Here is a 25,188-nt window from a genome sequence, read left to right on the forward strand (position 1 = left end):
CGAGGATACCGAATGCCGACGACCAGCCGGTCAAGGCTGCTGTCATGGCCGTAGTGGATGTGATCGTTCCCGCCTCGCGGCCGCGGCTGTGGCAGCGGGTTCTTGTCGAGCGGTTGCGGGCGTGCGGCCACGATGTCGCGGTCCTGCACCAGTCCGCCGACCCCTGGCCCGCAGCGGCCTTGCAGATACTGCGATTCGAACGGCGTCTCTTCAGGCGCCGGGCGGTCGGTCTCGCAACGCCGGTGGAGGCGATAACGCAGGTGCAGACGCAGCGTCCTGCAGACCTGAGGCTCGATCTGACCGGAGTGGCGCCGCCGTCGCCGGCGCCGACGGTGCGATTGACCTTCGACGGACGATTTTCGGATTTCGCCGCGGTGAGCGCGGTCGCGGCCGGCCGCCTGCCGGACCTGCAGGCCGTTCTGGCGGACGGCACGGTCGTCGGCCGGGCTGCCCCCATGATCGACAAGCGCGAAGCCACCGCGCTCGGCATCGAGGATGTGCTGGCACGCGCCGTCACCCTTGGGCTGTCCGTGGTCGCTCGGTTCGACGGCGGATGGACGCAGGAGCGGCAAAAAATTGCGCCTGCGACCGGCGGAGCAGGGGGTAGCGGCTTTGTTGGCCGCTATGTGACGTCTGCCTTGCCGCGGCTCGGTCGCGAAGCGCTGCGGCGGGCGCGCTTTCGCCACGCTCACTGGCGCGTCGGCTACCGCTTCATCGACGGTCCCGGCGTGGCTGAAACCGGCATGCTGGGCGATGGCTGGCGGCAGTTGCCGGACGACGGCACCCACTTCTATGCCGATCCTTTTCCCTATGCGTGGAGGCAGGGAGAGCATCTGATCTTCGTCGAAGATTACCCCCACGCCACCGGCAAGGCGATCATCTCGCTCGTGCGCATCGGTGCCGACGGCGCGGTGCGCGGGCCGGTCGAGCCAGTGCTGGAGGAGCCGTTCCATCTTTCCTATCCGCAGGTCTTCGACTGGCGGGGCGATGTCTGGATGCTGCCGGAGGGCAGCGCCAGCAGCCGGCTGACGCTTTATCGAGCGGAGCGTTTTCCCGATCGCTGGGTCACCGAAGCGGTCCTGCTGGAGGGCAAGATCTCCGACGCGACGCTGTTCCAGCAGGATGGTTCGTGGTGGCTTTTTGCCACCGACCGCGACGGTTATGGCAGCACGTCCGACACGATGGTTGTCTTTCGTGCACCGTCTCCTGCCGGGCCCTGGCACCCGCACCGGATGAACCCGATCGTCATCGACCGCGCCATGGCTCGGCCGGGCGGCGCTTTCGCCACGGTTGACGGACGGCCCCTGCTGCCGGTGCAGGACGGCACCGAAGGTTATGGCGGCGGGCTCGGCCTCAGCGAACTTCTGGAACTGGACGAAAATACCGTTCGTTTAGCTCCGCCGCGCCCGGTATCGGGGCGGGGAGACTGGCCCTATCCGCGCATCCATACGCTCAACCGCGCCGGCCGGCTGGAGGTGATCGACGGCATCGCCGCCGTGCGTCGGCGCTGAGGCGATGCCTCAGGCAAGCAGTCTTTCATAGGCAAGACACATGGCGGCGGGCGAATAGCGCTCGGCCAGCCGCCGGCCGTTCTCGGAGAGCTTGTCTGCCAGGCCCGGCGTCCGTGCCGTCTCTTCGAGGGCAGCGGCGAAGCCCGCCGCGTCGCCGCCGTCGACGAACAGGGCCGCTGGTTCACCGCTTGCGGTCGACAAAACCTCGCGCAGAACGGGTAGGCCGTTGGCCACCACCGGCAGGCCGGCGATCGCCGCTTCGGCGACCGAAAGGCCGAAGGTTTCGTTGACGGACGGGAAGGCGAAGACGTCGCCGGCCGAGAGGAATTCGAAGATGCGCGCCGGGGGCACCTCGCCGACGAAATGCAGCCGGTCGGCGACGCCGTTTTCGCGGGCGAAGGCCGTCAACGCCTCGCGCTCCGGCCCTGCGCCGGCAATGGCGACGTGGAGTTCGTTCAGCCGGCACAGCGCGCCGGCCAGCGCGAGATGGTTCTTGTCGCGTGTCAGGCGGCCGGTCGTGACGGCCAGCCATACGTCCTGCGGCAGGCCGAAGGACGCCCTTGCCTCGCGCTTGTCGTAGGTTTCCAGGGGTCCGGGCACGCCATGGTCGATGCGTCGCATGCGCTGCTTGTAGGCTTGCGGATAACCGTCGAACTGCCCTTCCGTCCAGGCCGAGTTGACGACGTTGAACTGGTAGGCGCCGAGCACGCCCATCACCTTGTCGATCCTGCTGAGCAGGCCCATGACGCCGTGGCTCTGCGGTGCGCCGCTCTGGTTGGCGACGACGTGGCGCGCGCCGGCAAGCCGTGCGGCCAGCGTGCCGAAGATGTTGCCGTAGTGCTGGTAGGAGATGACGGCGTCCGGCCGTTCGCGGCGCATGTAGGCGACCAGCCCGGCCGCCGCCCGCATCTGGCCCGGCAGGCCGCCCGGCTGCGAGGACAGCACGAAATCGGCATGGGGATCGTTGTCGTAGGCCGCCGTCTTGCGATACATGAAGACGGTGCGCACGGCATGGCCGCGTGCCCGCAATCCTTCTCCGACCATGTCGGACACGCGCTGGGCGCCGGCGGCCTCGGCCTGCGTCTGGACCTGAACGATCTTCATGCGGTGTGGTCGCGCGGCACGAAGCCGGTTCGTTTCGGCCGGACGGCGGACAGAAGTCCGGCCACCGACGGGTTGATGCCGATCGAGCGGCTGCAGATCATCACCTCCCATATGGTGGCGATCATCACGGTGCCCGCCGTGCCGAGACCGACGCCGAGCGGGCCGAGAAGCCATGTCAGCAGGGCGGTAACGGCAAGCCCTACCACGTTGACGGCGACCAGCAGCTTGACCAGCGAATGCTGGAGGCCCGTCAATTGCATCAGGAGCTCGACCGGACCGCAGGCGGCAGCGACCGTGGCGCCCAGGCCGAAAAGAATGAGTACGGTGTGGATCGCCGGCGTCGCGTAACTGGCGTCGAACGCAGAGAGAATCAACGGGCCGAGCAGCCAGAAAGCCAGAAGAATGACCAACGCCGCCGCGAAGCTGCCGAGCGCCGTCAGGCTGGTCATCTTCTGCACATGCGCCTTGTCACCGCCATAGAAGGCGGCCGAGATTTCCGGCGCCAGCGCCTGGTTGATGCCATTCAGCGCCAAGAGCACCAGGCGCGTCGTGCGGTCGGCAACGAAGACGGCACCGGCGATCTCCGGTCCGAGGATGCCGGCCACCAGCAGCGTGCCGACCTGACCGAGCGCCGGCGGCAATGAAGTGGCGCCCCAAAGGCCCATCGTCACCGTGTTGAATTCGGCCTTCTGCCCGTCGCTGAGCGGCGGCGGCCGCGCACCCAGCGTGTCGCGCAGCAGCGCCGCCGTCTGCGGCAGCACCGACAGGATGAGCAGGCCGGCAGTGAGCAGCGTCGCCATCACGGCGCTGATCTTGATGCCCTCGAAACGCAAGGCCAGCACTGCCGCGATGGTCAGCGCGCGCCACACCACGTCGCGCGGCAAGAGGCCGGAGATCAGCGCGCCCTTGGCGCGGAAGGCACCCGAGGCGAATTCCGACCAGGCGAGGGCGCCCGACAGGATAGCGGCCGAGACGCACAAAGGCAGCCATTCGACCGTATCTTCTCCGAAATAAGGAGCGAAGCCGAAGGCGACGACCAGTAGGCTGGACAGGATGACGCCGGCAAAGGCGACAGCGATCGACCGCACCATCATGCCGTGCGCGGAAGGCAGGTCGCCGGCTTCGGCGTATTGCGGCCAGAATCGGAGCACCGTGCTCTGCTGGCCGACGCTGGCAAAGAACGACACCAGGCTGGCACCGGCATAGGCGGCGCTGTAGAGGCCGAACTGGCGGCCGTCCGTGACCATGGCGACGGTCACGAACATGGCGAAGGAAAGCGCTGCGCTGGCAAGCTTGATGACGCCGGCGACGGCGCCGCTCTTGGCCAGCCCGGCAATCGACATCCGCATGGCGGTGCCGTTACCCGCGGCGTCGCGGGCGGTCTTGTCTCGGTCAGTCATGGACGTCTGCAACGATCATTCACGACGCGGCCGCAAGCATGCGAACAGTCAATTCGGCTCCCTTTCCCCGAAGCGGCCCAGCGATAGTCCAATCGGCGGTTCCCCGCCACAAGGAACCGCGCCGATGGTTACCACCAGACCAACATAGGTCGCGGCCGCGTAGCGGCTGGCGGGAGCCGGCTAGTAACCCAGCGCCTCGCCCGAGCCGGAGCGGCTGTCCATGGCGCCGTTGTAGCGCGCGCCGCCGCCCTTCTCGATCTCGCCGAGGCTCTTGCCGCCGACCAGAATGCCGGCCGCCTGGCCCCATGTCTTGTCGTCCTCGCCGACGTCGAGGTGGTAGCCCATGCCTGCGAGCAGCTTCAGCGTATCGGGCGAAAGACCGTGCGGCTCGACATAAAGCTTATCGGGGAGCCACTGGTGGTGGACGCGCGGCGCATCGATCGCCTCCTGTATGTCCATGCGATGGTCGATGACGTTGAGGATCGCCTCCAGGGTGATGGTGATGATGCGTGATCCGCCGGGGCTGCCGATGATCATGAAAGGCTTGCCGCCTTTCGCCACCACCGTCGGGCTCATCGAGGAGAGCGGCGTCTTCTTCGGCTGGATGGCGTTGGCCTCGCCCTGCACCAGCCCGTAGAGGTTGGGCACGCCGGGCTTCTGGGTGAAGTCGTCCATCTCGTTGTTGAGCAGGACGCCGGTGCCCGGTGCCACGACGCCGGCGCCGAAGGAGCCGTTGAGCGTATAGGTGACGGCCACCGCATTGCCGTCCTTGTCGATGATCGAATAGTGCGTCGTCTCGTTGCTTTCGCCGAAACCCTTCGGCATGAGGTCCTGCGAGATACCGGCGCGGAACGGGTCGATCTTGCTGCGGATTTCGGCGGCATAGGTCTTGTCCAGGAGCTTCGACACCGGATTGTCGACGAAATCCGGGTCGCCGAGCGCCGAGTTGCGGTCGACATAGGCATAGCGCATGGCTTCCGCCATCAGATGCACGGTGTCGGCCGAGCCGGCACCGAGATAGGAAAGCGGATAGCCCTCCAGCACGTTCAGGATTTCGCAGATGATGGTGCCGCCGGAACTGGGCGGCGGCGCCGAGACGATCTCGTAGCCGCGATAGGTGCATGTCACCGGCTTCAGTTCGCGCACCGCATACTGCTTGAAGTCCTCCTTGGTCAGGATGCCGCCCTTGGCCTGGCTGGCGGCTGCGATCAGCTCGGCCGTCTTTCCCTTGTAGAAGGCGTCCTGCCCCTTGTCGGAGATGGCCGATAGCGTGGCGGCGAGATCGGGCTGGACAAGGCGTTCCCCCGCGTGATGGGCCGAGCCGTCCGGCTTGAGGAAGATCGCCGCGGCCGCCGGATCCTCCGCCAGCCGTTGCGCGCCTTTGGCGAAGGTGGCGGCGTCACCCTGGTTCAGCTCAAAGCCCTCGCTGGCGAGCCTTATGGCCGGCGCCATAAGGTTCTGGCGCGGCATCGTGCCGTATTTCTCGCGCGCCATTTCGAAGCCGGCGACCGAGCCCGGCACGCCGACGGCAAGATAACCGTCCAAGCTGGCCCTCTCGATCGGCTTGCCGTTCTTGTCGAGATACATCGTCTTGGTCGCCGCCAGCGGTGCCCGCTCGCGGAAGTCGAGGAAGGTGGTTGTCCCGTCCTTGAAGCGGACGGTCATGAAGCCGCCGCCGCCGATGTTGCCGGCCGTGGGGTAGGCGACCGCCAGCGCGTAGCCGACGGCGACCGCCGCATCCACCGCATTGCCGCCCTGTTTCAGCACGTCGACGCCGATCTCGGTGGCGAGATGCTGTGCGCTCACCACCATGCCGTTCTCGCCCTTGGCTGGAGCCGGCGAGGCGGCGAAGCCGGGATCGGCCAGGGCGATCGCGATGACGGTGGCGAAGGCGAGAGAAGGGATGCGCGCGGTGAACATGGCCGGTCCTCCGGTTGACGGACCGGCCTAGAAGACCGTGCCGACGCCTTCCTGTCCACCCTTGCTGGTGGACAAAAGGGCGCCGGCGCGCTTCCTGCTTACTGCGCTTGCGCGAACTCGCCGGGATCGAACTCGTAGGCGGTCGAGCAGAATTCGCAGGCGACGTTGATCTTGCCGTCCTCGGTGCTGTCGCGGATTTCTTGCGCCGTGAAGCCGGCGAGGATGCCATGGATGCGCTCGCGCGAGCATGAGCAGCGGTCGGCGACCTCGACCGCGTCGAAGACGCGCACGCCGTGCTCGTGGAACAGCCGGTAGAGCAGTCGCTCGGCGCCGACGGTCGGATCGACCAGTTCCGCCGGCTCGACCGTGCCTGCCAGCACGGTGGCTTCCTGCCAGGCGTTGTCGACCGGATCGTGCACGGCTTCCGCCGTGTCGCCGTCACCGCCGGGCAGGTCCGGTACGCGCATGCGCTCCGGCGCCTCGGGAAGGAACTGCGTCAACAGGCCGCCGGCGCGCCATTGCTGGCGGCCGCCGGGCAAGACTTGCTTGGCCACGGCAAGGCGCACGTCTGTCGGGATCTGCTCCGACTGGCGGAAATAGATCCTCGCGGCTTCCTCCAGCGAGATGCCGTCGAGCTGGACGATGCCCTGATAGCGCTGCGTGTGCTGGCCCTGGTCGATGGTCAGCGCCAGCACGCCGGTGCCGAGCAGGGTCGCGTCGGACACCTCGCCGGCCGCAACGAGCGCCGCCAGCCGGTCGGCGTCGAAACGCGCGTAGGCGCGCAGTGCATCCGGGGTGGAGAAATCCGCCACCAGCATGTCGATCGGCCCGTCGGTGCGGGTCTGCAGGATGAACTTGCCTTCGAACTTCAGCGACGTGCCGAGCAGCACGGTGAGCACGCAGGCCTCGGCCAGCAGCCGCGCGACCGGTTCGGGATAGGCGTGCCGCGCCAGTATGGCGTCGAGGACGGAGCCGAGCTGGACGGCGCGGCCGCGCACGTCGAGCGGGCCGACCTCGAAGGGCACAACGTGGTCGTCGCCGGCGTGGTCGAACTCGCCCAACCTTGTTTCGTGTTCACTCACGGTGATTGCTTCCAACATGACAGGATCTCCGGCCGGCCCTGCCATCCCTCACGATGGCACGCCGCCAATGGCGCTAGACTTTGGGTGATGCGCCGGAGATAGGCATCACCCTGACGCCGTTCAAGCGTCCTCTTACGCCCCAAGGCACCAGGCGAGCACCGCCTTCTGCGCATGCAGCCGGTTCTCGGCCTCGTCGAAGACGACGGAATGCGGTCCGTCGATGACGTCGTCGGTGACTTCCTCGCCGCGATGCGCCGGCAGGCAGTGCATGAACAGCGCGTCCGGCTTGGCCTGCTTCATCAACGCCGCGTTCACCTGATAGGGCATGAAGACGTTGTGGCCGCGCGCGCGGTGTTCGGCACCCATCGACACCCAGGTATCGGTGACGACGCAGTCGGCGCCCCGCACGGCCTCCTCAGCCGTCTTCTTGAATTCGATGAGCCCGCCGTTGGCGCGCGACCAGTCGACGAACTTCTCGCCGGGTTCGCTTCCCTGCGGCACCGCTACATTGAGGGTGAAGCGGAAGCGTGCCGAGGCTTCGAGCAGCGAATGCAGCACGTTGTTGCCGTCGCCGGTCCAGGCGAAGGTCTTGCCCGCGACCGGCCCGCGATGTTCTTCGAAGGTCATGATGTCGGCCATGAGCTGGCAGGGATGCGTGTCGTCCGTCAGCCCGTTGATGACAGGAATCGTGGCGTTCTCGGTCAGTTCGGCCAGCCGGTCGTGCGACGTCGTGCGGATCATGATCGCGTCGACGTAGCGCGACAGCACCTTGGCTGTGTCGGCGATCGTCTCGGAGCGGCCGAGCTGCATTTCGGTGCCGGTCAGCATGATCGTCTCGCCACCGAGCTGGCGCATGCCGACGTCGAACGACACGCGCGTGCGCGTCGAGGGCTTGTCGAAGATCATCGCCAGCACCTTGCCGTCGAGCGGGCGCGAGCGTTCGCCGGCCTTGAGGCGGGCCTTGCGCGCCGAGGCGTCGGTCAGGATCGAACGCAGGTCGGTTTCGGAAACGGTTGAAAGGTCGGTGAAGTGGCGAAGCGTCATGGTGGCGTCCGGCTTACTCGGCGGCGGCCGAAGCCGCCTCCGCAAGGCCTTTGGCGGCCGCCCGGATGCGGGCGAGCGCATCCTGGATCTCGGCGTCGGTGACGGTGAGCGGCGGCAGCAGGCGGATGACGTTGTCGCCGGCCGGCACGGCAAGCAGATGCTGGTCGCGCAGTGCCATGTTCACCTTGCCGTTGGGCATGGTGCATTTCAGCCCGAGCATCAGGCCGGTGCCGCGGATTCCTTCGATCACCTGCGGATACTCGTCGGCGACCGCAGCCAACCCCTGCTTGAACAGAAGCGCCTTGCGGTTGACCTCGTCGAGGAAACCCGGCTCCAGCACGACGTCGAGCACGGCGTTGCCGACCGCCATGGCGAGCGGATTGCCGCCGAAGGTGGTGCCGTGCACGCCGGCGGTCATGCCCTTGGCCGCCTCGTCGGTGGCCAGGCACGCACCCATCGGAAAGCCGCCGCCGATGCCCTTGGCGATTGCCATCAGGTCGGGTTCGACGCCCGCCCACTCGTGGGCGAACAGCTTGCCGGTACGGCCGATGCCGCACTGTACCTCGTCGAAGATCAGCAAAAGGCCGCGCTCGTCGCAGAGCTGGCGCAGGCGCTTGAGCGACTGCATGGGGAAGTCGCGGATGCCGCCTTCGCCCTGCACCGGCTCGAGCAGGATCGCGGCGGTCTCTGCGGTGATCGCCTTTTCGGCGGCCCTGAGGTCGTCGAACGGCACCTGGTCGAAACCCTCTACCTTGGGACCGTAGCCTTCGAGGTATTTCTGCTGGCCACCGGCGGCGATCGTCGCCAGCGTGCGGCCATGGAAGGCGCCTTCGAAGGTGATGATGCGGTAGCGCTCCGGCTGGCCGTTGACGTAGTGGTAGCGGCGCGCCGTCTTGATCGCGCATTCCAGCGCTTCGGCGCCGGAATTGGTGAAGAACACTTTGTCGGCGAAAGTGGCGTCGACCAACCGTTCGCCCAGCCGCCGCTGGCCCGGTATCTCGTAGAGATTGGAGACGTGCCACAGCTTGGCGGCCTGCTCGGTGAGCGCCGCGACCAGATGCGGATGGCCATGGCCGAGCGAGTTGACGGCGATGCCGGCGGCAAAATCGAGATAGCGCTCGCCTCGCTCCGTAACCAGCCACGCACCTTCGCCTTTCTCGAAGGCCAGGGGAGCACGGGCAAAGGTCTCGTAAAGCGCCGAACCGCTCATTATATGTCTCTCCGGAAGCGGAAAATCAAAAAGCCGCCAACGCGGCGGCCTTTCCCGGTTTATCGTGGTTTTTCGCTGTGAAGTCAACGATACCGTCGTTGGGCCACGGACGGAAATCTTCCAACGGAAGCTTCTTGTAGCAATCCGGCAAGTTGGGGAAAACCGCAAAAACCGATTCGGTGTTGCCGTCGGGACTCTTGTCACCGAGTCAACGCATACGGTAATTATGAGCAGGAAATAACTAGATTTCGTGCGGCGGATCTAATCACCTCGTATATGTGGTGCCGTCCGGCAGTTGCCGGAACGGGGAACGATTCCGATTCCGTACGGTTCGTAAGGAGCGGCCTCATGAACTGGACTGACGAGCGCGTCGAGCTTCTGCGCAAACTGTGGTCGGAGGGCCTGAGCGCCAGCCAGATCGCGGCGCAACTGGGCGGGGTCAGCCGCAACGCGGTGATCGGCAAGGTGCACCGGCTCAAGCTGTCGAGCCGCGGCCGCGCGGCGGCGGCGCCGACCCGCACCAAGAAGGCTTCGCAGGGCGCGTCCGCCACCAAGTCGGTGGTCCGGGCCGCGAGCGCGCCGCGCCATGTGACGGCGTCGATCGGCGCGACCGCGCTGCAGACGCAGTTCGAAGCCGAGCCGGTCGCCCGCCAGTATCTGCGCCCGGTGGAAGACGTGGTGGTGCCGATCTCGCGCCGCTTGCAGCTCGTCCAGCTCACCGAGCGCACCTGCAAATGGCCGAACGGCGACCCGCTGTCGGAGGATTTTCACTTCTGCGGCAACGATGCCGGCGAAAGCGGACCCTACTGCACCTATCATTCGCGCATCGCCTTCCAGCCGGCGGCCGAGCGCCGGCGGGCGAGATAGGGATTTAGGGGAGTAAGGGAGTAAGGCAGTAGGGCAATAGGTGAAAAAGAGGCTGAGCCGCCTCTCCGGTTTTCCCTATTCCCTTACTGCCCTATTGCCTTACTCCCATAAACCTACAGCCACCCGTTCTTCCTGAACCGCCAGTACAAAAACAGGCAGATGCCGGCGATCACCGTCAGCACCGCCGGATAGCCGTATTCCATCTTCAGTTCCGGCATGTCGGAAAAGTTCATGCCGTAGATGCCGGCGAAGGCGGTCGGCACGGCGAGGATGGCAGCCCATGAGGCGAGCTTCTTCGAGACGGCCGTTTCCTGGCTCTGGCCGACCAGCACGCTGGCTTCGAAGGCAAAGGCCAGCACCTCGCGCAACGAGTCGATCTTTTCCTGCACCGTGCGGATATGGTCGGTCACGTCGCGGAACATCGGGTGCATTGCGGGCTGGATCTGCGGCAGTTCGGCGCTCGTCAGCCGGCGGCAGACCTCGACCAGCGGCAGGGCCGCGTTACGCAGGCGTAAGAGGTCGCGCCTGAGCATGTAGAGCCGCTCGATGTCGCGCGTGTCCATCGGCTTGACCAGCACCTGGTCCTCGATTTCTTCGACCTCCGTCTCGATCTGCTCCAGCACCGGCATGTAGTTGTCGACGATGAAATCGAGGATGGCGTAGAGCACGAAGTCCTCGCCCTTGGCGAGCGCATGCGGGCAGGATTCCCAATGCTGGCGCACCACCGTGTAGGAGGTCGACGGCCCGTGGCGGACGCTGACGATGTAGCCCTTGCCGACGAACAGGTGCGTCTCGCCGAAGGTGACGCGGCCGTCGATCAGTTGCGCCGTGCGCGCCACGATGAACAGCGCATCGCCGTACTGCTCCAGTTTCGGCCGCTGGTGCGGGTGCTCGGCATCCTCGATGGCGAGATCGTGCAGGTTGAACTGCGCCTGCACGCGGGCGAGCAGATCGGCACTGGGTTCGAGCAGGCCGATCCACACGACATGGCCGTCCTTGCCTGCCCATGTGCCTGCTTCCTCGATGGAAATGTCGGCCACCCGCTTGCCCGAGGCATAGACACTGCAGGCGATCACGCCCGCCGTCGGCGGCGCCGGCTTGAGCTCACCCACATGGTCCATCGCGGCCTCCCGAGGACGATGTCCTCTCTCGCGGCAGTGAGTTCGTGAACGCCGTGAAGTCTAGCCCAATCGCGGTGCCGCTTCGAGGGCCTTCGCCGTTCAATTCGATGCGATGGTTCCCGGCGCCGTCACGCGGTCGGTCTTGTCGCCTTTCGGCCGTTCCACCGGCATCTGCTCGCCGGTGGCGATATGGTAGATCGTCTCGGCGATGTTGGTGGCGTGATCACCGATGCGTTCGACGTTCTTGGCGCAGAACAAGAGATGCGTGCACGGCGTGATGTTGCGCGGGTCTTCCATCATGTAGGTGAGAAGTTCGCGGAACAGCGAGGTGTACATGGCGTCGATCTGGTCGTCGCGGTCGCGCACGAAGCCGATGCGATCGACGGCGCGGGTGGCGTAGATGTCCAGCACATCCTTGAGTTGCGTCAGCGCCAGCTCGGCCAGCGCCTCGATGCCGCGGAACAGGCTGGTCGGCTGCCGCGCCTCGGTGACGGCGACTACGCGCTTTGCGACGTTCTTGGCGAGATCGCCGACCCGCTCGAGGTCGGCCGAGATGCGGATAGCGCCGATGATCTCGCGCAGGTCTGTTGCCATCGGCTGGCGGCGCGCGATGACGACGATCGCCTTGTCGTCGATCTCGCGCTGGCCGTCGTCCAGCACCGCGTCGTCGGCGATCACCTTCTGCGCCAGCCCGGCATCGGCATTGACGAGGGCGGCGATGGATTGCTCCACCATGCGCTCGGCATGGCCGCCCATGGCCGCGATGCGCCTGGCCAGATAGGCCAATTCCTCGTCATAGGCGCTGACGATGTGCATGGTCTGCATGGGCATGACGCCTTTCCGGTCGATTCGCGATTTCCAGTTTGCCGGTTGTTACGCCGGCAACATGACAGGAAGACGAAACCGTTCGCTCAGACATAGCGCGTGACGGATTATTATTCTAGTTCGCCGGCAAATGAACCGTGAAGGCGGCGCCTTCGCCGGGCTCCGAGGCGATGGACAGGCGCCCGTGATGGCGCGTCAGTATGTGCTTGACGATGGCAAGGCCGAGCCCGGTGCCTTTCTGCGCCCGGCTGCTCTCGGCATCGATGCGGTAGAAGCGTTCGGTGACGCGCGGGATGTGTTCTTCCGCGATGCCCGGTCCGAAGTCGCGCACCGTCACGTCGACGGTCGGCTCCGGCCCGTCATGGCCGGGCTTGACCGAGACCACCACCCGGCCGCCCGACTGGCCGTATTTGCAGGCGTTTTCGACAAGGTTCTCGAACACCTGGAAAAGCTCGTCGCGGTCGCCTGGAATTTCCGTCGGCTCGTCGGCGAATTCGCGTTCGATGACGACGCCGTTGTCCTTCGCCAGCGGCGTGAGCGTATCGATGACGGCCTTGAGCGTACCGGTGAGGTCGACCCTGCTGCCCGGTCTGAGATACGGCTTCATCTCCAGCCGCGACAGCGACAGGAGGTCGTCGATCAGCCGCGCCATACGCTCGGTCTGATTCTGCATGATCTGCAGGAACTTGTCGCGCGCCGCCGCGTCGTTGCGGGCGGGGCCGCGCAAGGTCTCGATGAAGCCTGAGATGGAGGCCAGCGGCGTGCGCAATTCGTGGCTGGCATTGGCGATGAAATCGGCCCGCATGCGGTCGATGCGGCGCGCCTCGCTCTGGTCCTTGAAGATCAGCACGTAGAGGCCGCTGCCATGGCCGACGGTCGAGGCGCTGACACGGTAGAGCCGCTCCACCGGCAGCTTTTCCGCGTAATCGATGCTATCGGCGCCGACGCTGCCGGAAAGCACGTTGTCCAGCAGCACCTGCATTTCGGGCGCGCGGAACTTGAGCGGCAGCGAGAGCCCCGGCGCCAGGCTGCCGAAAGCCGCGATGGCGGCGGCATTGGCATGCACCACGGTCGCCGTGCGGTCGAACAGGATGAGCGGATCGGTGACGGCCTGCGCCAGATGCTCCGCCGGCAACCTTTGCAGGTCGTCGGCCATGGCGGCGCCCGCGCCTTCGCCGTTCTGGTTCTCGCCATCGCCGACCACCAGGACGGACGCGACGAGCAGGAGGCTGAGGCCCACCGGCACCACGAGCGAGGAGCCGGCCAGCGCATGGGCGACCAGGATCGCGACGATGCCGGCCGTCAGCAATCGGCGATGCCGCCACAGTTTTCGCCAGAGCGCCTCGATCATTGCGTTCTTCCTGCCGCGCCGAACGTGCCGGCGGACATAACTTCCCGCTGGACCGCCGGCAGGCCCCCCCATAGCATGAAGACGATGACGAAAAAGGTTCTGCCTGCATGAAAAAGACCGATGCACAGCCCGAGCGCACCGGGCCGCTGAAGATCGAGATCGGGGGCAAGGAGCGCATCTTCGACATCGACGATCCGGTGCTGCCCGACTGGATCGAAAACCACAAGCTGACGACCGGCGGCTACCCCTACGACAAGAAGATGAAGGGCAAGGATTACGACGAGACGCTGGAACGGCTGCAGATCGAACTGGTCAAGGCGCAGGCCTGGCTGCAGAAGACCGGCCAACGGGTGATCGCCCTGTTCGAGGGGCGCGACGCCGCCGGCAAGGGCGGCACCATCTTCGCCATCCACCAGTACATGAACCCGCGCACGGCCCGCAACGTAGCGCTGCCCAAGCCGACCGAGCCGGAGCTAGGGCAATGGTATTTCCAGCGCTACGTCCGGCATTTCCCGACTTCCGGCGAATTCGTCAGCTTCGACCGTTCCTGGTACAACCGTGCCGGTGTCGAGCCGGTGATGGGTTTCTGCACGCCCGAGCAGCACGAGCGCTTCCTGCACGAGGCGCCGCATTTCGAGCGCATGATCCGCAACGACGGCATCCATTTCTTCAAGTTCTGGCTGGACATCGGCCGCGAAACACAGCTCGACCGTTTCCACGACCGCCGCCACAGCCTGCTCAAGAGCTGGAAGTTCTCGCCCATCGACATCGCCGGCATCACCAAGTGGGACGCATACACCAGGGCTCGCGACGAGATGGTCAAGCGCACTCACACCAAGGAGGCGCCGTGGATCGTCATCCGCGCCAACGACAAGCGTCGCGCCCGGCTCGCGGCCATCCGGCGGCTGCTTCTGTCGCTGCCCTATGACGGCCGCGACCTCGATGCCATCGGCAAGGAAGACAAGAAGATCATCGGCGAAGGGCCGTCGAAACTCAGCGGTTGATCGTTTCCCGGAAGCGGCGACTGACGAAGGACGATCCCGCGAGGCCGAAGCGCCACGGCTTGTCGACGGCCCGGGTGATGCCGATGCGCGGGCCGGTCGCCACCGGCATCGGGTCCGCCGGCAATTCGAGTGAGAAGGGCGGCCGGTCGAGGGCTGCGCCGTTCAGCGAAATGTCGACGCCGAGCGCCTGGCAGAGCCGGCCCGGTCCCGAACAGAGGAGCCTCGGCTGGACGCTCTGTCGCCGCGCCTGCATCGCCTCAAGGTCCGCTTGCGGCTCGATGGCGCGGATGAGCACGGCGCAGCCCGGCAGGCAGACGAAATTCAGGCACCAGTGGATACCGTAGGAGCGGTAGACATAGACGTGCGCGGCCGCGCCGAACATGGCGCCGTTGCGCTTCGTCTCGCCGTTGTAGCTGTGCGAGGCCGGATCGTCGCGCTCATAGGCTTCCGTCTCGACGATGATGCCGCCGACACCGTCCACGGCAAGCCGCGCACCGATCAGGTCCCTGGCGACGATGCTGGCGGGTTTGGTGAAGAAGGTTTCGAACGTCGCTGTCATTCGGATTCGCTATATGGCGGGCCGCCCACAGCGCGGCAGATCGCTTAGTTCACGCCCTTCGGCACCACCTCCGGCGGCACCGTATCGACCACCTTCTGGCGATGGAAGATGAACAGGCCGGCGACGACGACGATGGCCGCGCCGATCAGCGTACGGGGGCCGGGCACGTCGCTGAAGAAGACGAAGCCGAACACCACGGCCCACAACAGCAGCGTGTATTGCAGCGGCGCCAGCGTCGAGGCCGGCGCCAGTTTCAGCGCGCGCGTGATGAGGAGATGGGCGATGCACGATACGACGCCGAGCAGGAGCATGGCGCCGAGGTCGAAGGCACTTGGCGTGGCCCAGTTGCCGATGGCGAGCGCGGCACCGACCACGAGCATGCCGACCGTCTGCCATGTCACCAGCGTCGTGTCGCTGGTGCCGCGCAGCAGCCGTCCGAGGATGATGGTGAAGGCGAAGGCGATCGATCCGACCAGCGCGAAGAGCGATGCCAGCGAGAAGGCGGCGGAAGAAGGCTTCAGGATGATCAGCACACCACAGAAGCCGATCAGGATGGCAATGGTGCGCCGCCAGCCGACCTTTTCGCCGAGCAGGAAATGCGACAGTGCCGCGACGTAGATCGGGCCGGCCATGTAGAAGCTCATCACGTCGGCCAGCGGCAGGTAGACGACCGCTGCATAGAAACAGCCGGTGTCGGCGGTGGTTGCGACGACGCGCAGCACCTGCAGCAGCGGCCGTTCGATGTTGAAAAGCTTGCCTGCGCCCTGCCGCGCCATCATCGGGCCGAGCACCAGGAAGGCGCCGACCGAGCGGATCGCCACCACCTGGCCGACCGAGAAGGACGCCACCAGCCATTTGCCCATGGCGTCGTTGAGGGCGAACATGAAATCGCCGGCCAACATCAACAGGATGCCGGCGAGCAACAGGTTCTTCGTGGTCAGTTTTGCTGCAATGGTCGCCATGGTCGGCAAAATCCCTCCGACTTGGCTCGGATTCGTCCGCCTTTAGCCCGGCCGGTTGCGGCTGGCGAGGGAAATCGGTTGGCGCAGCGATCCCTCCCCTCAAGGTGGAGGGAAGGCCTCGGTCCGATGTCTCCGGTTCACCGTCTTCGGCCGGCCGGCGATCGACAGCCGCGTGTCCTGCTGCGTGCGCTCGGCAACCACTTTGCCGCGCGCGATGACGGCGAGCCGTTCCGGCCGCAGCCGCACCGCCTCGATGGCGTCGCCGGCGTCGAGCACGACGAGGCTGGCACGCTTGCCGACAGCCAGCCCAAGATGGTCGAGGCCCATGATCGAGGTATTGACGGTCGTCACCATGTCGAAGCACTTCGCCATGTCGGCAGGCGACGACATCTGCGCCACATGCAGGCCCATGAAGGCGACGTCGAGCATGTCGGCGGTGCCGAGCGAATACCACGGGTCGAGCACGCAATCCTGCCCCCAGCCGACGCGGATGCCGAGCGCCTGCATCTCCTTGACCCGCGTCAGCCCGCGCCGCTTCGGGAAGGTGTCGTGGCGGCCTTGCAGCATGATGTTGATGAGCGGATTGGGAATGGCCGAAACTTGCGCTTCCGCGATCAGCGGCAACAGCTTCGAGACGTAGTAATTGTCCATCGAATGCATGGAGGTGAGATGCGAGCCGGCCACCCGGCCTTGCAGGCCGAGGCGCTGGGATTCGTAGGCGAGCTGCTCGATATGGCGCGACAGCGGATCGTCCGTCTCGTCGCAATGCATGTCGACCGTCAGACCGCGCTCGGCGGCGATTTCGCAAAGCTCCGTGACCGAGCGCCGGCCGTCTTCCATGGTGCGCTCGAAATGCGGGATGCCGCCGACCACGTCGACGCCCATGTCGAGCGCGCGGATTGTGTTTTCGCGCGCCGTCGGCGAGCGGTAGAAACCGTCCTGCGGGAAGGCGACCAGTTGCAGGTCGATATACGGCGCGACGGTCTTCTTCACCTCCAGCAGGGCCTCGACGCCGAGCAGCCGGTCGTCGCAGGTGTCGACGTGCGAGCGGATGGCGAGCAGGCCCATCGAAACGGCCCAGTCGCAATAGGCGAGCGCCCGGTCGCGCACCTCCTCGAAGGTCATCACCTTCTTCAACTCCCCCCACAGCGCGATGCCTTCCAGCAGCGTGCCCGAGGCGTTGATGCGTGGAATGCCGTAGGAGAGCGTCGCATCCATATGGAAATGCGGATCGACGAAGGGCGGCGAGACGAGATTGCCGGTGGCGTCGATCACCCGTCCGGCCTCGGCCTCGATCTTCGGCTCGATCGCCGCGATGGCCTCACCGCGAATGCCGATGTCGGCCTTTCGGCCGTCCGGCAGGGTACCGTTGCGGATGAGGAGATCGAAAGTCATGCCGTTTCCCGGTCGATTGGGTTCATATTTTCAGGATGCGTCTTTCAAGACTCGCTTCGCTCGCACCTCGGGATGAGGACGGTTGGGCGCTGTTCGGATGTCAAGATATCCTAAGCCGGCACTACAAGGCTTCGGTTCGGCATCAAACGGTCCTCATCCCGAGGTGCGAGCGAAGCGAGCCTCGAAGGACGCACCCAATTGGCTGGGGAGCCCCGCAAGGCCTGGCTTCACGCTTACTCCGGCACTTTCCTCACCGCGCCCTTGTCGGCGCTGGTGGCGAAGGCGGCGTAGGCGCGCAATGCCTGGGTGACGTTGCGCTTGCGCTTCTCGGCCGGCTTCCAGCCGGCCTTGTCCTGCGCAACGCGGCGAGCGGCAAGCTCGGCTTCCGATACGGCGAGGTTGATGGTGCGGTTCGGGATGTCGATCTCGATCAGGTCGCCGTCGCGCACCAGCCCGATGGCGCCGCCTTCGGCCGCTTCCGGCGAGGCGTGGCCGATGGAGAGGCCCGACGTGCCGCCGGAAAAGCGCCCGTCGGTCAAGAGCGCGCAGGCCTTGCCCAGACCCTTCGATTTCAGGTAGCTGGTCGGATAGAGCATCTCCTGCATGCCCGGTCCGCCGCGCGGGCCCTCGTAGCGGATGACCACCACGTCGCCGGCCTTCACGGCGTTGCCGAGGATGCCCTTCACCGCCGCGTCCTGGCTTTCGAACACCACGGCCGGGCCGGAGAATTTCAGGATCGATTCGTCGACGCCGGCGGTTTTCACGATGCAGCCGTCGAGCGCGATGTTGCCCTTCAGAACGGCGAGGCCGCCGTCCTTGGAGAAGGGATGCTCGGCCGAGCGGATGACGCCCTTTTCGCGATCGAGGTCGAGTTCGTCCCAGCGCCGCTCCTGGCTGAAGGCGACCTGCGTCGGCACGCCGCCGGGGGCGGCGAGGTAGAAGTCGCGCACCTTCTGGCTGTTGGTGCGCGAAACGTCCCAATGCTCGATGGCCTGGCCGATCGTGGCGGTATGCACCGTCGGCTGGTCGCGGTTGATGAGGCCGGCTTTGTCGAGCTGGCCGAGGATGGCGAAGATGCCGCCGGCGCGGTGGACGTCCTCCATGTGCACGTCGGCCTTGGCCGGCGCCACCTTGGACAGGCACGGCACGCGCCGCGACAGGCGGTCGATGTCGGCAAGCGTGAAGTCAATGCCGCCTTCGACAGCAGCGGCGAGAATGTGCAGCACCGTGTTGGTCGAACCGCCCATGGCGATATCGAGGCTCATGGCGTTCTCAAAGGCCGGCTTGGAGGCGACGTTGCGCGGCAGAACGCTCTCGTCGTCCTGTTCGTAGTAGCGCTGGCAGAGATCGACGACGAGATGGCCGGCCTCGACGAACAGCCGCTTGCGGTCGGCGTGGGTGGCGAGAGTCGAGCCGTTGCCCGGCAAGGACAGGCCAAGTGCCTCGGTCAGGCAGTTCATCGAGTTCGCCGTGAACATGCCGGAGCAGGAGCCGCAGGTCGGGCAGGCCGAGCGCTCCATCACCGTCACCTCCTCGTCGGAGACGGAATCGTCGGCAGCAGCCACCATGGCGTCGATCAGGTCGACGGCGGTGACCTTGTCCTTCCATACCACCTTGCCGGCTTCCATCGGGCCGCCGGAAACGAAGACGGCGGGGATGTTGAGGCGCATGGCCGCCATCAGCATGCCGGGGGTGATCTTGTCGCAGTTCGAGATGCAGACCATGGCGTCGGCGCAGTGAGCGTTGACCATGTATTCGACGGAGTCTGCGATCAGCTCGCGCGAGGGCAGCGAATAGAGCATGCCGTCATGGCCCATCGCGATGCCGTCGTCCACCGCGATGGTGTTGAATTCCTTGGCGACGCCGCCGGCCTTCTCGATCTCGCGCGCCACAAGCTGGCCGAGGTCCTTCAGGTGGACGTGGCCGGGTACGAACTGGGTGAAGGAGTTCACCACCGCGATGATCGGCTTGCCGAAATCCGAATCCTTCATGCCGGTTGCGCGCCAAAGGCCGCGCGCGCCGGCCATGTTGCGGCCGTGGGTGGTGGTACGGGAACGGTAAGCTGGCATCGGATCGTCCTTGCGGCTGCGCCTTGCGCCTAATTTCACTGGAACTGCTGGCCTTATATACGCCGGGCGCCGGCCTTGCCATTGTTTTGCGCTGCGCCAGATTGAACCTGCGTCGCTGGGTGGAGGGCAGCCGGAATACTTTTTTCAGCGGGGATGTCGGATTGGCCTTGTGCTGCCCGTCCTCGAAGCGTCGAAGCCGAGGCCGATACCCGAGGAGAAAACAATGCAGAAGATCAGCCCATGCCTGTGGTTCCGTAATGAGGCCGAAGAGGCGGTGGACTTCTATGTCTCGATCTTTCCCGACGCGAAGAAGGGAACCGTGTTACGCAGCGGCGAAGGCGGGCCCGGCCCGGCTGGCAGCGTCATCATGGTTCATTTCGAGTTGTTCGGACAGTCATTCCAGGCACTGAACGGCAATTCTGAGGACGTGTTCAACAATTCCATCTCGCTGTCTGTCGATTGCGAGGACCAGGCCGAGGTCGATCACTACTGGGACAGCCTGATCGGCGATCGCGGCCGGGGGATAGCCTGCTCCTGGCTGAAGGATCGCTACGGCGTCGCCTGGCAGATCGTACCGCGGATCCTGCCGAAGTTGCTCGGCGATCCCGACAAGGCCAAGGCCGGGCGCGCCATGGCGGCGATGATGAAGATGGTCAAGATCGACGTCGCCAAGATCGAGGAGGCGGCAAAAGGCTGACCAGCCTGACCGGAAATGGAAGAAGGCGGCGGATCGCTCCGCCGCCTTTTTCTGAATGCCGATCGGTCTAAAGCCAGTCGGTCGCCGGCATCAGCGCCGGGTCGGGCTTCTCCGCATGCTGCGGCAGGTCCTTCGACGCGATGAAGGTGTAGAACATCGGCACCACGAACAGCGTGAACATCGTGCCGACGAGAATGCCGGTGAAGATCACAAGGCCCATCGAGTAGCGCGCTGCCGCACCCGCGCCGCTGGAGGTGATCAGCGGCACGACGCCGAGCGCCATGGCTGCCGTCGTCATCAGGATAGGCCGCAGGCGCACCTTGGCGGAAGCGATGATGGCGTCGCGCCGTCGCATGCCATGGATCTCGCGCTGCTGGTTGGCGAACTCCACAAGCAGGATGCCGTGCTTGGTGATGAGGCCGATCAGCGTGATGAGGCCGACCTGCGTGTAGATGTTCAAGGTGCCGAGCCCGAGGTTGAGCGGCACGATGGCGCCGAAGATCGACAGCGGCACCGCCATCATGATGATGAGCGGATCGCGGAAGCTCTCGAACTGTGCGGCGAGCACGAGGTAGATGACCAGCACCGCCGCGGCGAACGCGATCATGATGGTGTTGCCCTGTTCCTTCTCCTGCCTGGACTGGCCGGAATAGTCGACAAAGAAGGTATCGGGCAGCGTCTCATGGGCGATCTGCTCAAGCGTCGCCAGTCCGTCGCCGGTGGTGACGCCGGGCAGCGGCAGGGCCGAGATCGTCGCCGAGTTCAACTGGTTGAACTGTTCGATCGCCGCCGGCGAGGCGTTGGTGGAAATATTCACCACCGCCGACAGCGGCACCATTTCACCGGTCGTCGAGCGCACGAAGAACTGGCCGAGTTTCTCGGGATTGTTGCGGAACTCCTCGGGCACCTGCGGGATGATGTCATAGCTGTTGGAGTCGCGGTCGAATTGCGCGACCTCGGCGCCGCCGACAAGCAGCGTCAGCGTGCGGCCGATATCAGCGATGGGAATGCCGAGCGCCGCCGCGCGGTCGCGGTCGATGGTCACCGTCACCTGCGGCGCGTCGTAGGCCATCGAGTTCTGCACGATGATGAACTTGCCGGTCGCCTGCGCCTTGTTCTTGATCTGCTCGGCTGCCTCGTAGACCTGCGAGGCTTCACCGGTGGACCGCACGACCATGCTGATCGGCAGGCCGCCGCCGGAGCCGGGCAGCGTCGGCGGGGCGAAGACGAAGGCCTGCACGCCCGCCACCTTGGCAAGCCGGTTCTGGATGTCGGCCTGCAGTTCCTTGGAACTGCGGACACGCTGGGCCCAATCCTTGAAGGCGAAGCCGACGAAGGCCTGGCCGGTGTCGCCGCCGAAGGCGACGGCCGAGAACTGCGCCCGCGTTTCGGGGATGTCCTGTGTCAGCTCGCGGATCTGGGTGACATAGCGGTCGGTGTAGTCCGCCGTCGCGTAACGCGGCGCCGTCACCAGCGAGAGCAGGAAGCCTTGGTCTTCTTCCGGCGCCAGCTCGCTCGATGTCTTGGTGAACATGAAGCCGGTCAGGGCGACGAGCACCAGCACGATCATCAGCGTCACCGGCCGGTACTTCAGCGAGCCGGTGACGAGCTTTTCGTAAATGTGCTCGACATAGCCGAATGTGCCGTCGACGATGCGCTGGAAACGGCTGTAGTTGCCGGCCTTCAGGATGCGGGCCGACATCATCGGCGTGATCGTGATGGCGATGAGGCCCGACAGGACGACGGAGCCGGCCAGCGTCACGGCGAATTCGCGGAACAGCGCGCCCGTCAACCCGCCGGTGAAGGCCAGCGGCGCGAACACCGCCGCCAGCGTCAGCGTCATGGCCACGATCGCCGAGGAGATTTCGCGCATGCCGTTGAAGGCCGCCTGGATGGCCGACATGCCGTCTTCTTCCATGTGGCGGTGGATGTTCTCCACCACCACGATGGCGTCGTCGACGACCAGGCCGATCGCCAGAACCATGGCGAGCAGCGACAGAAGATTGATCGAGTATCCAACTGTATAGAGCAGGAAACACACGCCGATCAGCGACAGCGGAATGGTGACGATGGGCATCAGCACCGAGCGGAAGGAACCGAGGAACAAGAGGATGACGACGATGACGATGGCGACCGCCTCGCCGATCGTCTTGAAGACTTCCTCGATGGAGGCGCTGATCTGCTCGGTGGAATCGTAGACGACCTCGATCGTCATGCCCTGCGGCAGCGTTTCCTGGATCGTCGGCACCAGCTTCTGGATGGCGGCGGCGGTCGTCAGCGGATTGGCGGCCGGCGTCGGGAAGACGGCGAGGAAGGTGCCGGGCTTGCCGTTGAAGGAGACGCGGGTGTCGGTGCTTTCTGCGGCCAGCTCGATGGTGGCCACGTCGCGCAGCCGTACCACGTTGCCATCCTTGGTGCGCAGGGGCAGCTCGCCGAAGGCTTCCGGCGTCTGGATGGTGGAGCGCACCGTGATGGACGAGACGTAGTATTCGTTCTCGGTCTTGCCCGGTGCCGACAGGAAGTTCGACGCCTGGATGGCCGCAAGCACTTCGGCGGCGGTGACATCGCGCGAGGCGAGCTTCACCGGGTCGATCCACACGCGCATGGAATAGTCGGCGGCGCCGAACACCTGCACGTCGGAGACGCCTTCAACCGTCGACATGCGCGGACGGATGACGCGCTCGATGTATTCGGTGAGCTGCTCCGGCGTCATGTTCGGATTCTGCATGGAGATATACATCATCGCGAACGACTGGCCGGTGCCCTTGACGATCACCGGGTCCTTGGCTTCCGTCGGCAGCACGCCGCGCACGCCCTGCACCTTGGACATCACCTCCGTCAGCGCCACGTCCGGGTTGGAGCCGAGCTTCATCTGCACGGTCACCGTGCTGGACGACGGCCGGCTGGCCGAGGTGACGTAGTCGATGTTCTCTGTCGAGGAGACGGCGCGCGCGATCGGCGCCGAGATGAAGCCCTGGATCAGGTCGGCGCTGGCGCCCGGATAGGCGGTGGTGATGGTGATCGCCGTCTCGTCCACCTTCGGATACTGGCGGATCGACAGGCTGGAAATGCCCTGGAAGCCCAGGAGCAGGATCATGCAAGCAAGCACGGTCGAAAGGACCGGCCTGCGGATGAAGAGGTCGGAGACGTTCATTGTGCGGTCCCCTGCTTGGCGTTCGACAGTTCCGGCGTAAGCGTGTTGTCGACCGTGACGTGCGCGCCGTTGGAGAGCCGGTTCTGGCCCGCCGTCACCACCTCGTCATCGGCCTTGACGCCCTCGGTGATCTCGACCAGCCCGCCGAAATGGCGGCCCGACTTGACGAAGATCTGCCTGGCGACGAGGGCAGGGGCCTCCGTCTTCGGCGCGGCCGGCTTTTCGGCCGAGGCGTCCGCCGCCTTGGCGCCCTCCGCAGGCTTTTCGGCCGCCGGCGGCGTCTCCGTCTTCGGCGCGGGAACGACGGTGTAGACGAAATCGCCGTAGAGGCTGGTCGTCAGCGCCGTTTGCGGGATCGCGATGACGTTATCCTCCTTCGGCAACTCGACGCGCACCTGAAGGAACTGGCCGGGGCTCAGCTTGCCGTCGGAATTGGTGACTTCGGCGCGTACAGAAACCAGCCGGCTGATCGGGTCGATCTTGGGGTCGATGCCGGTGATGGCGCCGCGATAGGGCAGCTTGTCGAGCGTCAGGCCGAAGGAGACCGGCTGGCCGATCTTGAGGGCGGCGAACTGCTGTTCGGGCACGGTGAAGTCGACGCGCATGGTGTCGAGGTCCTGCAGCGTCACCACCGTCGCGCCGGGAGCGATGTACTGGCCCTCGTCGACGCGCGGAATGCCGGCGGTGCCGGAGAACGGCGCCTTGAGCAGCTTCTGTTCGGCCAGCGCCTGCAGCTTGGCGACCTGCGACTTCGAGGTCGATGCGGCCGCTTCGGCGGAATCGAGCGCGGCCTGGGTGCCTGCTCCGCTCTTGCGCAGAGCCTGCGCACGGTCCAAGGCCTGCTGGTCAAGGGCCGCCTGGGTCTTGGCCGCCGCGAGGTCCGCCTGCTCCACCGCGTCGTCGAGCCGGACCAGAAGCTGGCCCTGCTCCACATGATCGTTCGCCTTGAACTGGATTTCCTTGACGATGCCGGTGGTTTCCACGGTGAGGTCGACGCCGCGCGAGGCCGCGGCCGTGCCGATCGCCTCGATGCCGGGCGTCCAGGTGGTGGGTTCGACCTTTACCGTCGAGACCGTCAGCGACGGCACCGGCATGTTGGCGAAATACTGCTGGATCGCCTTGTCGCGGAACAGGTTGAAGCCGACGATGCCGCCGCCGATGAGGACAAGCAGAATGAAGGCAATGATGAAGCGCTTGATCACGGACGGTCCCTCGGGCGGCGTTTGGTATGGATGGCCGTACACGCTGACTTCGCTGCGTGCACGGAGGCACCGGCGTGAAACGCCGGTTTTGAATCGCGGCACTTACTGTACCGTCCGGACGGTCTTGTCAACCGGGGTGCGGCTAATATATGGGGGGGCATGGCGACTTCCCGAAGAACCAACTCGCGTGAGAAGATATTGGCTGCGGCGGCCGATGTCGCGCGGGTATCCGGTCCGGGAAATGTTTCCCTGGAGGCGGTGGCCAGTCGTGCCGGCGTCTCCAAGGGCGGACTTCTCTACAATTTTCCCAGCAAAGGCAAGCTCATGCAGGCGCTCGTGGAGCGCTACCTGGGCGAATTCGAACAGTCGCTGACCGAGGCGCATGCTAGCGGCGAGAGCCTGCTCGAAGCCTTCGTCAAGCGCTCTGTCCGGGAATGTCAGGAGAGTGAACCGTCTTCGGCTTCGTGGGTTTTTTCCGCGATTGCCGAAGATCCGGATTTCCTGACGCCGATGAAGGCATTCCACCGCCAGCTCTTCGCGCGTCTCAAGGGCGAGACGAACGACCTGCGCGCTGTTCTGCTGTGCTATCTCGCCATTGAGGGCCTGCGCAGCCTGAATCTGTTCGATTTCGATATCCTGTCGCCCGAGGAACGCGACGTGCTTCTGTCTTCATTGCTGGAGATCGCCGAAAAGGCTTGATCGCAGCCCTTT

20 protein-coding genes are annotated in these 25,188 nt (G+C 65.6%); 5 read left to right on the top strand and 15 right to left on the bottom strand.

What is annotated here, in order from left to right; all coding sequences use genetic code 11:
- The first annotated feature begins 44 nt into the window (after positions 1-44).
- Positions 45-1,511 carry a hypothetical protein gene (locus tag FGU64_RS18360; protein WP_139954478.1) on the top strand — a complete coding sequence of 489 codons (1,467 nt, stop codon included), beginning with the start codon at positions 45-47 and terminating at the stop codon, positions 1,509-1,511.
- Between the two features lie 9 nt (positions 1,512-1,520).
- Here FGU64_RS18360 and FGU64_RS18365 read toward each other — a convergent pair whose 3' ends face one another.
- The 6 genes from FGU64_RS18365 to FGU64_RS18390 all read right to left on the bottom strand — a co-directional run bounded on the left by FGU64_RS18365 (position 1,521) and on the right by FGU64_RS18390 (position 9,271).
- Positions 1,521-2,615 (bottom strand): glycosyltransferase family 4 protein, encoded by a 1,095-nt coding sequence (locus tag FGU64_RS18365; protein ID WP_139954479.1) that lies wholly within the window; start codon positions 2,613-2,615, stop codon positions 1,521-1,523.
- Positions 2,612-4,015: a lipopolysaccharide biosynthesis protein gene (locus FGU64_RS18370; protein WP_139954480.1), complete on the bottom strand. Its 1,404-nt coding sequence runs from the start codon at positions 4,013-4,015 to the stop codon at positions 2,612-2,614. The genes FGU64_RS18365 and FGU64_RS18370 overlap by 4 nt, the downstream gene beginning before the upstream one ends.
- 180 nt (positions 4,016-4,195) lie before the next feature.
- Positions 4,196-5,935, bottom strand: a complete 1,740-nt coding sequence (gene ggt, locus FGU64_RS18375) for a gamma-glutamyltransferase (RefSeq protein ID WP_139954481.1) — start codon at positions 5,933-5,935, stop codon at positions 4,196-4,198.
- Between the two features lie 98 nt (positions 5,936-6,033).
- Positions 6,034-7,035: an Hsp33 family molecular chaperone gene (locus FGU64_RS18380; RefSeq protein ID WP_139954482.1), complete on the bottom strand. Its 1,002-nt coding sequence runs from the start codon at positions 7,033-7,035 to the stop codon at positions 6,034-6,036.
- A 114-nt stretch (positions 7,036-7,149) separates the two neighbouring features.
- Entirely contained in the window at positions 7,150-8,061 is a 912-nt protein-coding gene (argF, locus tag FGU64_RS18385; protein WP_139954483.1) for an ornithine carbamoyltransferase, read from the bottom strand.
- 13 nt (positions 8,062-8,074) lie between these two features.
- Positions 8,075-9,271 (bottom strand): aspartate aminotransferase family protein, encoded by a 1,197-nt coding sequence (locus FGU64_RS18390; protein ID WP_139954484.1) that lies wholly within the window; start codon positions 9,269-9,271, stop codon positions 8,075-8,077.
- Between the two features lie 348 nt (positions 9,272-9,619).
- Between FGU64_RS18390 and FGU64_RS18395 the strand changes: the two genes are divergently transcribed.
- Entirely contained in the window at positions 9,620-10,138 is a 519-nt protein-coding gene (locus FGU64_RS18395; protein WP_139954485.1) for a GcrA family cell cycle regulator, read from the top strand.
- Between the two features lie 113 nt (positions 10,139-10,251).
- On the opposite strand, the gene FGU64_RS18400 is transcribed toward FGU64_RS18395, so the two are convergent.
- From FGU64_RS18400 to FGU64_RS18410, 3 genes are all read right to left on the bottom strand, one after another.
- Positions 10,252-11,259 carry a magnesium and cobalt transport protein CorA gene (locus tag FGU64_RS18400; RefSeq protein WP_139954486.1) on the bottom strand — a complete coding sequence of 336 codons (1,008 nt, stop codon included), beginning with the start codon at positions 11,257-11,259 and terminating at the stop codon, positions 10,252-10,254.
- 99 nt (positions 11,260-11,358) lie between these two features.
- Positions 11,359-12,084 carry a phosphate signaling complex protein PhoU gene (gene phoU / locus FGU64_RS18405; protein WP_136360260.1) on the bottom strand — a complete coding sequence of 242 codons (726 nt, stop codon included), beginning with the start codon at positions 12,082-12,084 and terminating at the stop codon, positions 11,359-11,361.
- A 115-nt stretch (positions 12,085-12,199) separates the two neighbouring features.
- Positions 12,200-13,435, bottom strand: a complete 1,236-nt coding sequence (locus FGU64_RS18410; protein ID WP_139954487.1) for an ATP-binding protein — start codon at positions 13,433-13,435, stop codon at positions 12,200-12,202.
- 107 nt (positions 13,436-13,542) lie between these two features.
- Here FGU64_RS18410 and ppk2 point away from each other — a divergent pair, with 107 nt between their 5' ends.
- Positions 13,543-14,439, top strand: a complete 897-nt coding sequence (gene ppk2, locus FGU64_RS18415; RefSeq protein WP_139954488.1) for a polyphosphate kinase 2 — start codon at positions 13,543-13,545, stop codon at positions 14,437-14,439.
- On the opposite strand, the gene FGU64_RS18420 is transcribed toward ppk2, so the two are convergent.
- The 4 genes from FGU64_RS18420 to ilvD form a co-directional block, all read right to left on the bottom strand.
- On the bottom strand, positions 14,429-14,998 hold the full coding sequence (locus FGU64_RS18420) for a DNA-3-methyladenine glycosylase (protein WP_139954489.1): 570 nt from the start codon (positions 14,996-14,998) through the stop codon (positions 14,429-14,431). The genes ppk2 and FGU64_RS18420 overlap by 11 nt on opposite strands.
- Positions 14,999-15,042: 44 nt before the next feature.
- Positions 15,043-15,960 carry a DMT family transporter gene (locus tag FGU64_RS18425; protein ID WP_139954490.1) on the bottom strand — a complete coding sequence of 306 codons (918 nt, stop codon included), beginning with the start codon at positions 15,958-15,960 and terminating at the stop codon, positions 15,043-15,045.
- A gap of 99 nt (positions 15,961-16,059) precedes the next feature.
- Positions 16,060-17,355 (bottom strand): amidohydrolase family protein, encoded by a 1,296-nt coding sequence (locus FGU64_RS18430; RefSeq protein WP_139954491.1) that lies wholly within the window; start codon positions 17,353-17,355, stop codon positions 16,060-16,062.
- Between the two features lie 233 nt (positions 17,356-17,588).
- A complete protein-coding gene (gene ilvD, locus FGU64_RS18435) occupies positions 17,589-19,424 on the bottom strand; it encodes a dihydroxy-acid dehydratase (protein ID WP_139954492.1) in 1,836 nt (611 codons plus the stop codon).
- A gap of 223 nt (positions 19,425-19,647) precedes the next feature.
- Here ilvD and FGU64_RS18440 point away from each other — a divergent pair, with 223 nt between their 5' ends.
- The gene (locus FGU64_RS18440; RefSeq protein WP_136360239.1) at positions 19,648-20,121 is read left to right on the top strand and encodes a VOC family protein; all 474 of its coding nucleotides are present in this window, start codon (positions 19,648-19,650) and stop codon (positions 20,119-20,121) included.
- A gap of 67 nt (positions 20,122-20,188) precedes the next feature.
- Here FGU64_RS18440 and FGU64_RS18445 read toward each other — a convergent pair whose 3' ends face one another.
- Both FGU64_RS18445 and FGU64_RS18450 read right to left on the bottom strand, forming a co-directional pair.
- Complete coding sequence (locus tag FGU64_RS18445) at positions 20,189-23,275, bottom strand: efflux RND transporter permease subunit (protein ID WP_139954493.1); 3,087 nt, start codon at positions 23,273-23,275, stop codon at positions 20,189-20,191.
- Positions 23,272-24,477 carry an efflux RND transporter periplasmic adaptor subunit gene (locus FGU64_RS18450; protein ID WP_136360241.1) on the bottom strand — a complete coding sequence of 402 codons (1,206 nt, stop codon included), beginning with the start codon at positions 24,475-24,477 and terminating at the stop codon, positions 23,272-23,274. Before FGU64_RS18450 ends, FGU64_RS18445 begins: the two co-directional genes overlap by 4 nt.
- Before the next feature lie 159 nt (positions 24,478-24,636).
- On the opposite strand from FGU64_RS18450, the gene FGU64_RS18455 reads away from it, so the two are divergent.
- On the top strand, positions 24,637-25,176 hold the full coding sequence (locus FGU64_RS18455) for a TetR/AcrR family transcriptional regulator (protein ID WP_136360261.1): 540 nt from the start codon (positions 24,637-24,639) through the stop codon (positions 25,174-25,176).
- The last annotated feature ends 12 nt before the right edge of the window (positions 25,177-25,188 follow it).

This window comes from Mesorhizobium sp. 8, from assembly GCF_006351905.1.
Taxonomy (GTDB): Bacteria; Pseudomonadota; Alphaproteobacteria; order Rhizobiales; family Rhizobiaceae; genus Mesorhizobium; species Mesorhizobium composti.

Bases quoted from the DNA above. Each gene is read 5' to 3' on its own strand.
- argF (WP_139954483.1), bottom strand. From the start codon at position 8,061: ATGACGCTTCGCCACTTCACCGACCTTTCAACCGTTTCCGAAACCGAC.
- FGU64_RS18380 (WP_139954482.1), bottom strand. From the start codon at position 7,035: ATGTTGGAAGCAATCACCGTGAGTGAACACGAAACAAGGTTGGGCGAG.
- FGU64_RS18400 (WP_139954486.1), bottom strand. From the start codon at position 11,259: ATGGACCATGTGGGTGAGCTCAAGCCGGCGCCGCCGACGGCGGGCGTG.
- FGU64_RS18410 (WP_139954487.1), bottom strand. From the start codon at position 13,435: ATGATCGAGGCGCTCTGGCGAAAACTGTGGCGGCATCGCCGATTGCTG.
- FGU64_RS18365 (WP_139954479.1), bottom strand. From the start codon at position 2,615: ATGAAGATCGTTCAGGTCCAGACGCAGGCCGAGGCCGCCGGCGCCCAG.
- ggt (WP_139954481.1), bottom strand. From the start codon at position 5,935: ATGTTCACCGCGCGCATCCCTTCTCTCGCCTTCGCCACCGTCATCGCG.
- FGU64_RS18370 (WP_139954480.1), bottom strand. From the start codon at position 4,015: ATGACTGACCGAGACAAGACCGCCCGCGACGCCGCGGGTAACGGCACC.
- FGU64_RS18440 (WP_136360239.1), top strand. From the start codon at position 19,648: ATGCAGAAGATCAGCCCATGCCTGTGGTTCCGTAATGAGGCCGAAGAG.
- FGU64_RS18445 (WP_139954493.1), bottom strand. From the start codon at position 23,275: ATGAACGTCTCCGACCTCTTCATCCGCAGGCCGGTCCTTTCGACCGTG.
- FGU64_RS18430 (WP_139954491.1), bottom strand. From the start codon at position 17,355: ATGACTTTCGATCTCCTCATCCGCAACGGTACCCTGCCGGACGGCCGA.
- FGU64_RS18420 (WP_139954489.1), bottom strand. From the start codon at position 14,998: ATGACAGCGACGTTCGAAACCTTCTTCACCAAACCCGCCAGCATCGTC.
- FGU64_RS18455 (WP_136360261.1), top strand. From the start codon at position 24,637: ATGGCGACTTCCCGAAGAACCAACTCGCGTGAGAAGATATTGGCTGCG.
- FGU64_RS18360 (WP_139954478.1), top strand. From the start codon at position 45: ATGGCCGTAGTGGATGTGATCGTTCCCGCCTCGCGGCCGCGGCTGTGG.
- ilvD (WP_139954492.1), bottom strand. From the start codon at position 19,424: ATGCCAGCTTACCGTTCCCGTACCACCACCCACGGCCGCAACATGGCC.
- FGU64_RS18425 (WP_139954490.1), bottom strand. From the start codon at position 15,960: ATGGCGACCATTGCAGCAAAACTGACCACGAAGAACCTGTTGCTCGCC.
- phoU (WP_136360260.1), bottom strand. From the start codon at position 12,084: ATGCAGACCATGCACATCGTCAGCGCCTATGACGAGGAATTGGCCTAT.
- FGU64_RS18390 (WP_139954484.1), bottom strand. From the start codon at position 9,271: ATGAGCGGTTCGGCGCTTTACGAGACCTTTGCCCGTGCTCCCCTGGCC.
- FGU64_RS18395 (WP_139954485.1), top strand. From the start codon at position 9,620: ATGAACTGGACTGACGAGCGCGTCGAGCTTCTGCGCAAACTGTGGTCG.
- ppk2 (WP_139954488.1), top strand. From the start codon at position 13,543: ATGAAAAAGACCGATGCACAGCCCGAGCGCACCGGGCCGCTGAAGATC.